Source organism: Treponema primitia ZAS-1, assembly GCF_000297095.1.
GTDB lineage: Bacteria > Spirochaetota > Spirochaetia > Treponematales > Breznakiellaceae > Termitinema > Termitinema primitia_A.
The window spans coordinates 1-15,739 of sequence record NZ_AEEA01000046.1; the positions used below are offsets into that span (position 1 = coordinate 1).

The following is a 15,739-nucleotide window of genomic DNA, read 5'->3' on the forward strand; positions in this document are numbered from 1 at the left end:
GCAGCTGCTTGGCGGGAAGGAAGAATGGCTATGACCGTGGATATCAATGCGGTACGGATATTTATCCGACCGGGATATACGGACCTGAGAAAAGCAGTGAACGGGCTTGCGACGATCATAGAGGAGCAGATGGAACAGGACCCGTTAAGCGGGAGCCTATATTTATTCTGCAACCGCCGGAGGAAACTGCTGAAGGTTATTTGGTGGGATAAGACGGGGTTCTGGCTAAGCCATCGGACCGAAGGTCCGCAACGGTTGGAGAAGGATATCTTTCCATGGCCGGAACACAAGCGGCCAGCCAACGGCTCTCTCCAGGGGGCAGCTTCTTCCGGTTTATGATCTGTATAGGCATCACATGACCCTCAATGAGTGTAATCCCGGCCCATTTTTCCGTCAATCTGTACTGGTATACGCTCCGTAGATACCCCTTGAGTTCTCGCGGTTCACGTACAACACCAGGATTGGGCGGAAAATGGAGAGCGCCGCCGGATCCTGGAAGAATTTTCCCTGCTGCCAGAGACCCGCAGGGTCTCCGTAGCGTGACTAAGTTTACGTGTCAGGTTCTACAAGCCCCGTTAAGCGCCCCCTCATGCAATCTCCCAGGGGGTGCCGGGTCGAGCACGTAGCACACCCCCCCAGCCTGCTTCCACAAACTTCATTAAGCGCCCCCCGCCAAGCACTCTCTCGTATACCCCACAAAAGCGGGCGGGTACGGGGGTGTGCCGGGCCGAGCACATTTTGGAATTCTCTGCTGGAGGAGACCCGCAGGGGCTCCGTAAGCAGGTTCTACAAGCGTGCGAGCGCCCGGCACACCCCCGTACCCGCCCGTTTATGCGAGAGATATATGCGAGAGATTGCGAGAGATTGCGAGAGATTGCAATAGATTGCGATAGATTGCGATAGATTGCTTGACAAAGCCAGAACCTTTCCCTACCCTAAAACAAGATGAGATCCTACGTCCTAATCCGTATTTTCGCCGCCCTAACAATCCTAGCCGCAGTAGTAATCGGTGTCAGCCTAGGCCTCTCCCTGGCGGAAACCAACAACATCAAGAACCAGGAAAATTTTGTCGAATTTGCCCCCGCCCTGCCCACCAAGATCATGGATATCAACGGGGAACTGATTACCGAATTTTCTGCGGATGAAAAACGGGAGATGGTTTCCCTGAGTGAACTGCCCCGGCACCTGATCTATGCGGTCCTGGCGCGGGAGGATCCGGATTTTTATAACCATAAGGGCTTCAGTATCCGGGGTATCGCCCGGGCCGCCATGGGAAAACTTATCGGCCAGTCCCTGGGGGGGGGGTCCACCATAACCCAGCAGGTGGCGGGGACCCTGTACACCGACCGTACCGAATACTCCTATACCCGGAAAATCCGGGAACTCTGGTGGTCCCTCCAGATGGAGCGGCGGTATACCAAAAACGAAATCCTCGAAATCTACCTTAATTATATGTATATGGGGCCCGGAACCTACGGAGTGGAGGCGGCAAGCAAATACTTCTTTGGCCACAGCGCCCGGGAAATTACCCTGGCGGAGGCGGCAATTTTAGTGATCCAGCTTTCCAGCCCGTCACGGTACAACCCCCTGGATAACCCCAATGTTGCCCGGGACCGTCAGCGTTCGGTGCTGGACCGGATGATAGAGTTTGGCTATACCACCCGGGAAGAGGCGGACGCCTCCTTCAACGCCTATTGGGATAACTACGATTATACCCGGGCTTCAACATCCGCCTACTATAGCCGGGAAGACGCCGCCCCCTGGTTCAGTGAATATGTCCGCCGGGAACTGGATACCATGATGTACGGCGCCATGGACTACTACCGGGACGGCTATACGGTGCTCACCACCCTGGACCTGCGTCACCAGGCGGCGGCGGCTAAGTTTATGGAACAGGGGCTGGCAAAGGCGAATAAGGAGTATTCCCGGTCCAGTTCCAACCGGCTCACGGAAGCGGAACGGACCTATGTACCGGTAGTCGATATGCTTTCCCTCTTCTTTGACCTGGGCGATATCCACGCTTCCTCGGAAGCCCAGAATAAACAGAAAGCCCTCTCCCGGTATACAAAGACCCTTAATCCGGTGGCGGATATGGCCGCCCTCATGTTTGGCATCCAGGACCTCAAGGTCATGACCGCCAGCGCCTTTGCGGAGCTTAAAACCAACACCGAAAAAAATGTGGTGGAAGGCGCCCTGGTTTCCATCGAAAATGAAACCGGCTACATCACCGCCCTTATCGGCGGTTCCAAATACGACGAGTCCAACCAGCTTATCCGGGCAACCCAGGGAAATATCCAGCCGGGAAGTTCCTTCAAGCCCCTGTATTACTCTGCGGCCATCGATTCCCGGATCTTTACCCCCACCTCTTTGATCTACGATCTGCCCATCGTGTTCCATAACGAGGACGGTACCCCCTATATCCCCCTGAATTTCCGGGGTGAATGGAAGGGCTCGGTATTACTCTACGACGCCCTGGCTAATTCCATGAACGTACCTTCCCTAAAGGTGCTGGACGCCATTGGCTTCGACGCCGCCATAGATAGGGCGGCAGCCCTGTTGGATATACACGATCCCGCGGTAATACGGCGGACCTTCCCCCGGGTCTATCCCCTGGGGCTGGGCATCATCTCCGCGGCGCCCCTGCAAATGGCCCGGGCCTTTGCGGTTTTCGCCAACCAGGGCCGGGATGTGTCTCCCATCGCCATCCGCGCGGTGGAGGACCGGAATGGCCGGGTCGTCTTGGATACGGAGCGGGAAGTACGGCTCCGGCAGCGGCGTATGGGCAGCGATATTCAGGTTATCAGCCCCCAGAACGCCTATGTGATGACCAGTATGCTGAAAAAAACCGTGGAAATGGGGACCCTCTACGCCCCCTCCGAATGGGGGGCAAAGTTTAGCTTCCGGGACGAACAGGACAAACGGTTCCGTATGCCCATGGCGGGAAAAACCGGTACCCCCCAAAACTGGTCCGACGCCTGGACCGTGGGCTACTCCCCCTACTATACCACCGCCATCTGGTTCGGCTTCGACAAACCCGGCAACTCCCTGGGGGTAAACCTTACGGGGTCCACCCTGGCAGGTCCGGTCTGGGCGGACTTTATGCGGGAGATCCACCAGGGCCTGCCCCTCAAGGACTTTGTCAAACCCTCCACGGGGATCATCGACGTAACGGTCTGCACCAAGTCGGGGCTGTTGAAAACGCCGGGCTGTCCCGGGGATGTAACCATGCCATTTCTGGAGGGAACCCAGCCGACCCGGTACTGCGATCTGCACGATGGTACCGCCGCCAGGGCCAATCAGGTAAATCTGGAAGGGATGCGTTTGGATACCATGCTCATGGACAGCAATACCCTGCTGGGGGAACTGAAGCTGCCGGAACTGCGTCTGGATCTGCTGCCGCCGGAACTGCAGCGGCCGGAACCGGTAAACCGGCCTGCCTCGAATCGCAGCGGAAACCGTACCAATCCCCGGACAACACCGGCCGCATCTTCCCGTCCACCATCCCCGGCGCGGGAAACTCCGGAGTCTTCCCGGAGCAGCCCCATCATCTCGGATGAGGAATTCGGTCTGGAACTTCCGGATTATAATCCCCTGCTCGATTAAATTTTTTAAAAATAGTATATTGTAGGTGAGGTAGTGCGGTGCAGGTCCCTTTGAATGAAATTATTGTAAAAAAACGGATACGGAAAGAAATGGGAAATATCCCCTCCCTGGCGGAGAGTATGAAACACTTTGGCCAGATGAGCCCAATCGTACTTAACAGCCGCAATCAGCTCATCGCCGGAGGCAGGCGGCTTGAAGCAGCGCGGTACCTGGGGTGGAGAACCATCAATGCCGTGGTAATGGATATCAGTGATAACCTTTCAAAGCTGGAATACGAGGTTGAGGAAAATCTTCAGCGCCAAAATTTTACTCCCGAAGAAATCACCCAGGCTGCAAAAAAGATAAACAAACTCCGCAACCCCGGATTCTTCCGGCGCATCTTGAATGCAATTATCAGATTCTTTAAAATGCTTTTCAGAATAGAAAGCTGATATGAAAAAAATAATCGACTCCCTTAATGTAGCTTTGGGAAATCTTTTTTCCAGGCTTGGCTTAGGCATGCGGGCAAAGTTGATTATTCTTTTTGTTATTATCAAAGTTATTCCCCTGGTATTGCTCACCATCATGGCATGGGGGCAGGCAGTGGCGTTGGGGAAAGAGCTAAACCACCGCACCCAGGAATTAACCGTCCAGGCCAATGAAGCCCTGGTAAAAACCGGGGATATGGCGGTGGAAGATTCGGTAAGCGCCCTGAATAACCTGGCCACAGCCCAGATAGAACGGACCAGCACCGACATGGCCCGCCGGGTAGCGGATTTTCTCTACGAACGGGATAGGGATATTCTTTACGCTTCGGGGATTGAACCAAACCCGGCTGCGTTCCGTTATTTTGTTGACAACAAGCTGGGGAATCTGATAAAAAAGGGGGACTGGGAACTGGCGGAGGATGGTAAATCCTGGGTTCCCAGGGAAACTCCCCGTCCGGAGAAAACAGTCGTTTCCTCAATCAAAGAAAACGAGGCCAGCTTCCACTACCGGCCCCCCGACAGCTTTGCTGCCGAGCAGCGGCCCCTCTACCTGGAAATGACCTATGTGGATCTTGCGGGTAATGAGCTCATCAAGGTAACCACTTCCCCCCGGATGGATCCTACCCTGAAAAATGTGGCGGACCGCCGGAATACCTATGTAAAGGCGGAAACCTATTTTGCGGAGCTCAAGAACCTTAAACCCGGGGAGATCTACGTATCCGATGTGATCGGCGCCTATGTCCGCTCCCATTTGATCGGCATGTATACTCCGGAGAACACCGCAGCGCGGGGCCTGGATTTCCAGCCCGAAGAGGAAGCCTACGCGGGGAAGGAAAACCCCAATGGCAAACGCTTCCAGGGTATTATACGCTGGGCAACACCGGTGGTGCGGAACGGCCGTATCACCGGCTATGTAACCCTGGCGCTGGATCATGATCACATTATGGAATTTACGGATCATACCACCCCCATGAACGAGCGGTACATAGAGTTGCCCAGCGCCTTCGACGGTAACTACGCCTTCATCTGGGATTATAAGTGCCGCAGCATCAGCCATCCCCGGCATCATTCCATCGTGGGCTTCAATCCCGAAACCGGGGAAAGTGAAGTTCCCTGGCTGGAGGAAAGCATCTACCAGTCCTGGTTAACAAGCGGTTTATCCTACACCGAATTTATCAAGGACCAGCCCACTTTCGTAGATCAATCCCGGACCAAAAAACCCGCAGCGGAACTAACCGCCCTGGGCTTGGTAGGCCTGGACGGCCGCTATCTTAACAATGCCCCCCAGTGTACGGGCTGGTTCGATCTGACCAGCGAAGGGGGCTCCGGTTCCTTCCTCATACTCTGGAGCGGACTCTGGAAACTTACCACCGCCGCCACCATCCCCTACTATACGGGCCATTACGGGGAATCCAAACGGGGCTTTGGCTTTGTTGCCATAGGCGCCGGGTTCGAAGATTTCCAACGCCCTGCCCTGGATACCAAGGAAGTTTTGGACGGGGTTATCGCCGATGCGGATCGGAACCTCGCCGGCGCTGCTGCGGAAACCGGCAGAGCCATCGCGGCAAACCTCCTGGATACCACCGTAAAACTGGTGGTATCCGCGGGGCTCATGATCATCCTGGTGGTCCTTATCGCCATATGGATAGCGTCAATTTTTACCGGGAGTATCACCAGTATTATTAAGGGCATATCCACATTCCGTTCCGGAGAACGGCAGTTCCGGTTCAATGCCCGGACGAAGGATGAAATCGGTACCCTGATGGATTCCTTCGACGATATGGCGGAAAGCCTCGTGGCCAGCGAGAAGGATGCCCTGGTAATAACCCGCATGGACGGCGCCATCATGTATGCAAATGATATAGGCCTTACAACCATGAAAAGAGCGTTTTCCGATATCCAGGGGAAGCCCTACGCCCATATCAGCATCTATCCCCCGGATTCACCCTACGATCCCATTATCGCCCTCCACAACAACCGGGAAGCGGATGTTCTGTACCTGCCTGATACGAACCAGTACGTCCGGGGAGGCGCCGCCTATCTAACCGATAAGGGCGGAAATAATATCGGCTATATCATCACCACCACCGATGTTACCGAGATTGTGGAGGAACAGAAGCGGATCGAGGAACAAAAGATCCTATTGGACACCATTTTCTCCGCCTCCCCGGATCTTATCTGGTATAAGGATATTGAGGGCCGGTACCTGGCGGTGAATCCCCGGTTTGCCGCCGCAACGAATAAAACTACTGACGAGATAGTGGGGGCCGCCGAGGAGGACGTATTCCGTCCGGAAAACCTGGCAAATATCCGGGAACAGAACCGCAAGGTCATTGAATCCCGCAGACCCCAATATTCGGAAGAACATCTTATTTTTGCGGACGGCCATGAGGAAATTGTGGACATGGTACGCACCCCCATCTTCGACGGCGATAAAAATCCGGTGGGGATCCTGGGTTTTGCCCGGGATGTTTCGGCCCGGGTAGCCATTGAAAACAAATTGCGCCAGACCCAGATTGATCTTGAACAGGCGGTGATAGACGCCAATGCGGCGAACCGGCATAAGGGAGATTTTCTTGCGCGGATGAGCCACGAGATCCGTACCCCCATGAACGCCATCATCGGCATGACGGGAATTGTAAAAAAGAAACTCAGCGATGGTGAAGCCGCCGCAGATGAGATCCAGGCAAACCTTCGGCAGATCGAAACATCCTCCCAGCACCTTTTGGGACTCCTCAACGATATTCTGGATTTTTCAAAAATCGAGGCCGGCAAAATCGAACTGTCCGATGAGGCGGTGGACCTAAAAAAACTGGTCCGTACCGTAGAAACCATCATCAAGCCCCGGTGCGACGAAAAAAATATTACCTTTGATATCCGCTTAGAGCTTAGTCCGCCGGCATCCTTCAGGCTTGATCCCCTGCGGCTGCGCCAGGTATTGATAAACCTCCTGGGCAATGCGGTTAAATTTACCCCCGAGGGTGGGACAATAGAATTCAGTATTACTGAAAAGGAAAAGCAGGCGGGAAAAACCCTGCTGGAGTTCACGGTCCGGGATAACGGAATCGGCATATCCAAAGAAGCCCAGCAGTCCCTGTTTAAGCCCTTTGAACAGGCCTCGGCACAGACATCCAAAAAATACGGCGGAACCGGCCTGGGCTTAGCGATTAGTAAAAGTATTGTGCAGCTCTTTGGGGGGGATATTACCCTGCAAAGCGCCGAAGGACAGGGGAGCGCCTTTAGTTTCAGCCTCTCCTTCCCCGACGAGGCAGCCCAGGCTGAGGAAGAGCTCAGTCTGCAGAACACCGAGAACCGCCTTGCGGACAAACGGGCCCTCCTGGTGGACGACGTGGAGATAAACCGTATCATCGCCGTAAACCTGTTTGAATTTACCGGCTTGAGTTTTGACGAAGCGGAAGACGGCCTTATGGCGGTAAAAAAATTCCGGGAATCGGCGGAGTATTACTACGACATCATTTATATGGATGTACAGATGCCCAACATGGACGGCTATGAGGCCACCGCCGCCATCCGCGCCATGGACAGGGCGGATGCCAAAACCATACCCATCGTAGCCCTAACCGCCAATGCCTTTAAGGATGATATCGACCGGGCCATCGCCAGCGGCATGAACGCCCATCTTGCAAAGCCCCTGGAAATGGATAAGTGTATCGAAGTAAGCTTCCGGCTCCTTGGCCTTAAGTAGGCCGCTAGCGCTCGGACTTTTTTTCAAACCGGGAGAACAGCATGGTAAAGGTGGCCCGGCCCTGGCTTACGGATCTGAGGGATGTCATAAAACCGAACATTTTCGCCATGGGCGCCAGGGCCTTCACCTCATCGGAACCAATCTTGGAATCCATGCTCAGGACCTGGCCTCCCCGCTGGGTTATCAGGCTCATCACATCACCCACAAATTCCTTGGGGGAAACGAGGTCCACCGCCATGATCGGTTCCAGGAGTATGGGCGCCCCTTCCCGGCAGGCTTCGTAGACCCCCCGGTTGGCGCAGGCCTCGTAGGCAAACTCCGTACCGGTAAGCTCCGAGTACTCAAGCCCCGTCAGGGTAACCCCCACGTCTATACAGGGATAGCCCAGGACTATGCCGGAAGAAAATGCGCCCCCTACACCCCGTTCCACCGCTTCGAAGATCTGCTCCGGAACATCCCGCTGTTTAACAGCGTTGGTGTAGCTGTTTCCCGAGCCCGAAGGGAGGGGCTCAACCTTAAAGCGCAGTGTCGCTGCGTTTTCTTTACCCGCCATAAGTTTGGAGAACTGCTCCTCATGCTCCACCGTCCGGGTAATCGATTCCCGGTAGGTAACCTGGGGGTTCCCCACCTTTGCGTTGAGGTTGTACTCCTTGATGATCCGGGTAACCAGCACATCCAGGTGGAGTTCCCCCATGCCGGAGATGATCAGCTGCCCCGTCTCCGGATTATCCTTGGTGGTAAAAGTAGGGTCCTCCTTGGAGAGGAGACCCAGAATTTCCCGGAGCTTATCCATCTCCGACATGGTCCTGGGTTCAATGGAAACCGAAATTACCGGCTCGGGGAAATCCATCTTTTCCAGTACCACCGGCCAGCCTTCGCTCCCGATGGTGTCCCCGGTCTGGGCCAGCTTCATGCCGATAATCACCCCAATGTCCCCGGCGGAAAGTTCGTCCATGGGCTCGGACTTGTTGGAGTGCATACGGAGTATACGGTTGGCCCGTTCCCGTTTCTTCTTCCCCACATTGAATATCGCCGTACCGGGCTTGAGCGCCCCGGAATACATGCGCACATAACAGAGGCTCCCCGCCTCCCTATCGTTCTGTATCTTAAAGACCAAGCCCAGGGGCAGCCCATTGGGATCACAGGGTACCAGCACATCCTCTTCTTTTTTAAGGTGATGCCCCGCCGCAGGGGCAACCTCATCCGGCGCCGGGAGGAAGTCCACCACCGCGTCTATCACCGGCTGGACAGCGATATTACGCCGTGAAGCGCCGGCAAACATGGGCAGCAGGGACCGGTTCAGCACCGCCTGCCGAAGCTCCTTACGGATAAGTTCCGGTTCAATTTCTTCCCCGGCCAGGTACTTATCGGTAATCCCTTCGGAAAACGCCGAAAGGGTGTCGATAAGCTTTTCCCGCCATTCCGCGGCCAGGGCAACCCGTTCGTCCGCAATGGGGGAAGGGATGATGGTCTCGCCGTCGGTGGCGGCGTCCCAGCGGAGTTCCCGCATCTCCACCAGGTCGATGATCCCCTCAAAGGTACTTTCCTTGCCAATGGGTATCTGGAGGGCCACGGTTTTAGCGCCCAGTTTTGCCTGGACATCCTCCAGGACCTGGAAAAAATCGGCCCCTACCCTATCCATCTTATTTACATACCCTATGCAGGGCACATTATAGCGCTCCGCTTGGCGCCATACGGTCTCGGTCTGGGGCTCCACCCCCCGGACGGCGTCAAAAATCGCCACCGCGCCGTCCAGCACCCGCAGGGAACGTTCCACCTCGGCGGTAAAATCCACGTGCCCCGGGGTATCGATGATGTTTATCTGAAACTGCTGCCCATTCCGCTTCCAGTAGGTGGTGGTGGCGGCGCTTTGTATGGTAATGCCCCGTTCCTGTTCCTGCTCCATCCAGTCCATGATGGCTTCGCCGTCATCAACCTCGCCTATCCTATGACTCTTACCGGTATAGTAAAGTATCCGCTCGGTGGTAGTGGTTTTTCCGGCGTCGATATGGGCCATGATGCCGATATTACGCATAGTTTTAAGCATGGGAACAACTCCTGTGTATATTGTACCCTAATAGCGTAAGGGAAGCTACTCCGTATTTTCAATCGGGTCGTATGTTTTTTTTAATTGATACCTTGCCTTTTGACAAAACTAGTCCTATACTGAATCAATAATTTATGAGGAGGTCTTATGAAAAAGACAATTTTGGCAATTTTTATCGCCGCAGTGATGGTTTTATCCGCCTGTCAGGGTAAATCATCGGCTTCCGGTGGAGGCAGCGGCAAGGTTACCCTGGAACTGATGCATTTCCAGACCATCGAAACGATTGCGGAAAGCACCGAAGTCAAGGGATATCATGCAATGAAGGACAAATACATTGCTGAACACCCGGATATCAAGGTCAACGAGTCCATACTGCAGCAGATTGACTATCAGACCAAGATAATGGCCCTGGCAGCGGCGGATGAAATGCCGGATATCTTCTTTACCAAAGGATCCTGGGTACAAAACTTCTATGACAATAACCTAATGGCGGATCTTACCGGAAAAATCAATCCCGCCGATTATCGTGACGGAGTTTTCCTTCCCGTTACCCGGAATGGTAAAATATACGGCAGCCCCATACAGTTGGTTATGACCTCCCTGATATTCTACAATGAAAAAATGTTCAATGATATCGGATATGATCATTTCCCCACCACTTGGGATGAACTGGTGGACGCCAATACTAAGTTCAAGGCCAAGGGCATGACCACCATCGCCCTGGGTAATAAGGACCGGTGGCCCTACGAATCCTGTATCCTTTCCGCCCTGGGGGATCGCTTCACCGGCAATGACTGGACCCAGTCCATCATCCTCAACGATGGCAAGGCCAAATTCACGGATCCGGCATTCGTAACCGCCCTGCGGTACAGCCAGCAAATGGCCTCCATGTTCAATGTCAACTTTAATGAGATTAACAATAACCAGGCGGACGCCCTTTACTGCACCGGAAAGGCCGCTTCCACCATAGAGGGTATGTGGGCTATTTCGTACATTTTGCAGAATGCGGATCCCGATGTGCTCGCCAATACCAAGATCGCCATACTCCCCTCCGTTCCCGGTCAAAAGGGCGCGGTTAACGCCACTTCCGGCGGTGCGGGATGGGCCCAGAGCATTAATGCCAAGCTTACCGGGGCCAAGCTTGATGCGGCCATCGAGTACATGAAACAGACCACCGGTACCGAATACAGCCAGTTTATCATGGACGATTCCGGTCTTTTAGGGCCCATTGACGTTCCCGTAAAGGGCAAGTCATCCCTGCCGGCCCTATCCCAGTTCTATCTTGACTTTACCGGTACCCTTAGCTATGTTCCCGTCTACGATATCCTTATGGATGGCGCCGTTATTGATGTGATGAACTCCAAGCTTCAGGAACTGTTAGCAGGAACCGCTACTCCCGAAGCCGTCGCTGCCGCTATCCAGGCAGAGCAGGACAAGATTCAATAATACGAATTCGTTTATTCAATATTTGATACGTGTATTTCCCCCCTCGGGAAATACACGTATTATTCAAATTTGTAAATACAGGGAGGTATGGCGGTGAAATATCGGACCGGCCCGTCCAAGATTGTTATGGCGGCATATCTGCTGCCCAGCTTGATACTTTTCTTATTTGTGGTTATAGCGCCCATTTTTGCGGCTGGTTATTTCAGTACCTTTAGATGGCCCGGGGGGAAAAAGATGAGCCCCGTTGGCATTCAAAACTATATTGATATGCTGCACGATTCCATCTTCTGGCATTCCTTTGGGAATAACCTGTATATCACGGTGTTTTGTCTCATAGGGCAGATAGGCTTTGCCTTTCTCTTTGCCTGTCTTCTCAATACCAAGGGGCTTAAAGCCAAGGGCTTCCACCGGGTTGTCAGTTATTTTCCGGTAACCCTTTCCGCCGTCGTTGTAGGGTTTACCTGGACCATGATCTACGATTACAGCTATGGGATACTGAATTTCCTATTAAAGCTAATCCATCGGGAAGACCTTGTACGCGGATGGCTGTCTGAAACCTCGACCATCATGGCCGTGGTCAGCATTCCCCTGATTTGGCAATATATCGGTCTGTATCTGGTTATTATCCTTGCGGCCATGACCTCCATTTCCTCCGAAGTTTTAGAGATGGCTGAAATTGACGGCGCCAACGGGTTTCAAAAGGCGGTCCATATCATTTTGCCCCTCATACGGGGAACCCTTATTATCAGTGTCATGCTCTGTATATCCGGTAATATGCGTGTTTTCGATCATATTTATGCGATGACCCGGGGCGGGCCGGGGTATGCGTCAAGCGTTATGGCCCAGTACGCGTATAATGTTTCCTTTATGCAAATGAATATGGGGTATGGGTCCACCCTCAGTATTGGCATCCTGGTTATCAGCACCGCCCTGGTGGCTGCATCCCGGGCTCTTTTAACCTGGCTTAGTAGAAAGGGGGCTGTAGAATGAGTACTACCATTGGTTTAGAAAAAAAGCGGACGAAAAAAGGAGCGTAGTTCTCCGGCCGGAATAATAGGAAAGATTGTTTCCAATGTTATTATGATCGCCTTTTCTATTACCTGTATTTATCCGGTCTTCTGGATGTTCTATTCTTCCCTCAAGACAACCCGGGATTTCGAGTCCAATATCATCGGACTGCCCAAGGCCATACAATTCACCAATTATACGTACATCCTAACCAGCAGTAAAATTGGGTATTATTTCCTAAACACGGTCCGTAATACGGCGATCGCCCTTATTTTTATTATCCTCTTTGGCTTTATTAACGGTTATTTCATCTCCCGGTTTCGGTTTCGCGGCCGCAAGCTCCTGTATACCCTCTACATGCTTGGTATGCTGGTTCCCATCCACGCCCTGCTGATTCCCATCTACATCCTGTTCAGCAAGACCGGTCTTACCGACAGCTGGTATACCGTGGCGCTGCCGAATATCGCCTTTAACCTACCGACCTCCATTTTTTTAATAGAAAGTTATATCGGTACGGTACCCAGGGAAATAGAAGAGGCGGCGACCATTGACGGGGCAAGTTTCTCCCGTACCCTGTTTACCATTATTTTTCCCTTAGTTACCCCAATCCTGGTTACTGCGGGAATAATTGCTTTCTTCAGTTGTTGGAACGAATTCAGTTTTTCCCTGGTATTGCTGAAAAACCAGAATCTGTTCACCCTGCCCTTAGGTCTGACCATGTTTAAAGGCATTTATCAAGCCGATTATCCCAGGATGATGACCACCATGGTTATTGCCATGGTACCAGCGCTGATAATTTATTTTTCCTGTTCCAGACAGATCATCAGGGGCATGATGTCCGGTGCAATTAAGGGATAGGGTAAAAGGAGAATCCTATGATATTGAAGCTTAGGGATCACTGGAAATTGTTGTACCGGGATTTGTCGGTCGGGACAGAACGGGCATTGGATATTCTGGAAGCGGAAGACTATATTGATGCGGGTTCTCTACCCTGTGATGTGCACATGCCCCTTATTAAAGCGGGGGTCATAAAGGATCCGGTGGCAGCCGATTACTGTTACGACAGCGAATGGATAGAACGGAAATCCTGGTGGTTTCGCCGGGATTTTACGGTATCCGATGCGGATCTGTCCTGCCGGAACGCACGGCTGGTGCTGGAAAGCCTCGATCTGTTTGCCGACATTTTTATTAACGGCAGGCATATAGGGACCCACGAAAGCGCCCACTTCCCCTTTACCACGGAACTTAAGGATTGGCTGCGAAAGGGGGAGAACACCCTGCTGGTTCGTCTTACCGCCGGGCCTGAACGTATTGCTAAAGAAGATTACGACTACCTGGCAGATCATGTCTGTACGGAGTATGAGCTTGGCAGAGGAGACCGGGGTGAAAAAATCCGCTCTTCCCTGCGTAAGCCCCAGTATGTCTACGGCTGGGATTGGGGGCCGCGGATTGCCACCATTGGGATCATGAAGGATGCCCGAATAGAATTCCTGGGCGATGTGGCTGTTACCAGGGTACAACCGGTTACCCTTGAAACGGGGAAGGACGCGAAGCTGCGTTTTGAAATTGAATTTGAAAGCCTGCTGCCCATCTCCACCCAGGAGGCGGAGATCCTGTTGGAGCTCAAATTCGAAGGCGCCACGGTCCTCACCAAAACAACCGGTATTCTGGCAGTCTCGGGTATAAACTACGTGGATTTTGACGCGATCATTTCCAATGCAAAACTATGGTGGCCCAACGGTGCGGGAGCTCAACCCCTGTACACGGTGGAAGTTACGGTAAAAACCGCCGCCCATACCCATAAGGCCGATCCGGTGCGTTTTGGTATACGCACGGTGGCCCTCAATCTGGAAAAATACAGCGATAACGATCGCCGCTTTGCCCTGCGGGTTAACGGCGTTGATATCTATTCTAAGGGCGGCGACTGGATTCCTGCGGACTCCCTCTATGCCCGGGTTACCCCTGAAAAATACGAAACCCTTGTCCGTGAAGCCCGGGACTGTAACTTCAATATGCTCCGGGTCTGGGGCGGCGGTATCTATGAACGGGATGAGTTTTATGATTACTGCGATGAGTACGGTATACTCCTGTGGCATGACTTTATGTTTGCCTGCGCCATGTTTCCGGATGATAAGGAATCTTTCCGGAACCTGGTAGCCAAGGAAATCGACTATCAGACAAAACGGCTGCGGCGCCATCCCTGCATAGGCCTCTGGTGTGGTAATAACGAAAATCAGTGGCTCTTTGAGGAATACTTCGGTTCGGATCGTACGCATTTAACCAGCGGCGGGCTGCATATCTACAACGAAATAATTCCCGCAATTACCCGTACCAATTGTCCCGAGATTCCCTATTGGCGGTCCTCCCCCTACGGCGGGAAGCTGCCCAATGATAATGAGGTAGGCGATCGCCACCACTGGCGGGAGTGTACCATGAGCGACAAAATGGAAGACCGCATTAGCCCCGAGTCCTATGATACCGTTAGTTCCCGTTTTGTGTCGGAATACGGATATATCGGTCCATGCTCGGAGGCAACCATCAGCAAATATTATGACGGCAAGCCGGTTGTACGGAACGATAAAATCTGGAATCTTCACAACAACACCTTTGAAAAGGAGACGGTCTCCGAGGGCATCCGCAAACATTACACGAATCCCGATAACCTGACCCTGAAGGACTATCTGCAATACGCACGGTTAGTACAGGGACTCATGTACAATTACTCACTTGAAGCAATCCGATTCTATCCCCGTAATGACGGTTCCCTGTTTTGGATGTATAACGATACCTGGGGCGAAGTCGGCTGGACCATTATTGATTACTACCTGGATCGCAAGCCCTCCTATTACTATGTCAAACGGGCCTTTGCGCCCATCAAATTTGTTCTTCGCGCTCCGGGTGATAAGAAAACGGTCCGGGTAATGGGTATCAATGATACTCCGGCGGAACAGACCGTGGAAGTGGAATACGGCTATGCGGGTTTTGACGGCAAGTACGATACCGCAAAAACTTCCATCACCCTGCCGGCCTTCAGTAAGGGCATGGTCCACGAATTCGCCGTACCCAAAGCCGATTTGACCCGGGGCCTTGTATTTGTCCGTGGAGGAAGCGCCCATCCGGCAATTCTGCGTACCGGGCCGTTCCGGGAATACCAAAAAGCCGAAAGCACCGTTTCTGTGGTGAGTATTGATACTGTGGGAAAGGATTACCGGGTTACATTAAAAAGTTCCGGTTACAGCCACGCCGTATCCCTTGGCCTTCCGGCGGACATCCACTTGGATGATGATTATTTTGACATGCTGCCCGGAGATACGCGCATCCTTACGGTCAGGGATGGAGTAGGAAGGGTGGAGAAATCCAGCGTCAAACCGGTATACCTCGTCCCGGGACAGGATTGGCAAACCGGCAGGTCCTAAAGAACTGCCATAATAATTTTTACACATCACAAAGGACATGAAGGAG

9 protein-coding genes are annotated in these 15,739 nt (G+C 53.0%); 8 read left to right on the top strand and 1 reads right to left on the bottom strand.

The window, feature by feature from the left end:
* From tnpB to TPRIMZ1_RS0107710, 4 genes are all read left to right on the top strand, one after another.
* Positions 1-339: IS66 family insertion sequence element accessory protein TnpB (gene tnpB / locus TPRIMZ1_RS18640; RefSeq protein WP_010257344.1), on the top strand; the 339-nt coding region annotated here is incomplete at its 5' end.
* Between the two features lie 606 nt (positions 340-945).
* Positions 946-3,603 carry a penicillin-binding protein 1A gene (locus TPRIMZ1_RS18645; protein WP_010257346.1) on the top strand — a complete coding sequence of 886 codons (2,658 nt, stop codon included), beginning with the start codon at positions 946-948 and terminating at the stop codon, positions 3,601-3,603.
* Between the two features lie 50 nt (positions 3,604-3,653).
* Complete coding sequence (locus TPRIMZ1_RS0107705; RefSeq protein WP_232616770.1) at positions 3,654-4,034, top strand: ParB N-terminal domain-containing protein; 381 nt, start codon at positions 3,654-3,656, stop codon at positions 4,032-4,034.
* A 1-nt stretch (position 4,035) separates the two neighbouring features.
* A complete protein-coding gene (locus tag TPRIMZ1_RS0107710) occupies positions 4,036-7,776 on the top strand; it encodes an ATP-binding protein (RefSeq protein ID WP_010257350.1) in 3,741 nt (1,246 codons plus the stop codon).
* 4 nt (positions 7,777-7,780) lie between these two features.
* Here TPRIMZ1_RS0107710 and fusA read toward each other — a convergent pair whose 3' ends face one another.
* A complete protein-coding gene (gene fusA, locus TPRIMZ1_RS0107715; protein WP_010257352.1) occupies positions 7,781-9,823 on the bottom strand; it encodes an elongation factor G in 2,043 nt (680 codons plus the stop codon).
* 147 nt (positions 9,824-9,970) lie between these two features.
* On the opposite strand from fusA, the gene TPRIMZ1_RS0107720 reads away from it, so the two are divergent.
* The 4 genes from TPRIMZ1_RS0107720 to TPRIMZ1_RS0107735 all read left to right on the top strand — a co-directional run bounded on the left by TPRIMZ1_RS0107720 (position 9,971) and on the right by TPRIMZ1_RS0107735 (position 15,693).
* On the top strand, positions 9,971-11,269 hold the full coding sequence (locus tag TPRIMZ1_RS0107720; RefSeq protein WP_010257355.1) for an extracellular solute-binding protein: 1,299 nt from the start codon (positions 9,971-9,973) through the stop codon (positions 11,267-11,269).
* An 87-nt stretch (positions 11,270-11,356) separates the two neighbouring features.
* A complete protein-coding gene (locus TPRIMZ1_RS0107725; RefSeq protein WP_010257358.1) occupies positions 11,357-12,259 on the top strand; it encodes a carbohydrate ABC transporter permease in 903 nt (300 codons plus the stop codon).
* Between the two features lie 90 nt (positions 12,260-12,349).
* Complete coding sequence (locus tag TPRIMZ1_RS0107730; RefSeq protein WP_010257360.1) at positions 12,350-13,135, top strand: carbohydrate ABC transporter permease; 786 nt, start codon at positions 12,350-12,352, stop codon at positions 13,133-13,135.
* A gap of 17 nt (positions 13,136-13,152) precedes the next feature.
* A complete protein-coding gene (locus TPRIMZ1_RS0107735; protein ID WP_010257364.1) occupies positions 13,153-15,693 on the top strand; it encodes a glycoside hydrolase family 2 protein in 2,541 nt (846 codons plus the stop codon).
* Positions 15,694-15,739: the final 46 nt, after the last annotated feature.

Coding starts and splice junctions, on each gene's coding strand:
- TPRIMZ1_RS18645 (WP_010257346.1), top strand. CDS start 946: ATGAGATCCTACGTCCTAATCCGTATTTTCGCCGCCCTAACAATCCTA.
- TPRIMZ1_RS0107710 (WP_010257350.1), top strand. CDS start 4,036: ATGAAAAAAATAATCGACTCCCTTAATGTAGCTTTGGGAAATCTTTTT.
- fusA (WP_010257352.1), bottom strand. CDS start 9,823: ATGCTTAAAACTATGCGTAATATCGGCATCATGGCCCATATCGACGCC.
- TPRIMZ1_RS0107720 (WP_010257355.1), top strand. CDS start 9,971: ATGAAAAAGACAATTTTGGCAATTTTTATCGCCGCAGTGATGGTTTTA.
- TPRIMZ1_RS0107725 (WP_010257358.1), top strand. CDS start 11,357: ATGGCGGTGAAATATCGGACCGGCCCGTCCAAGATTGTTATGGCGGCA.
- TPRIMZ1_RS0107730 (WP_010257360.1), top strand. CDS start 12,350: ATGATCGCCTTTTCTATTACCTGTATTTATCCGGTCTTCTGGATGTTC.
- TPRIMZ1_RS0107735 (WP_010257364.1), top strand. CDS start 13,153: ATGATATTGAAGCTTAGGGATCACTGGAAATTGTTGTACCGGGATTTG.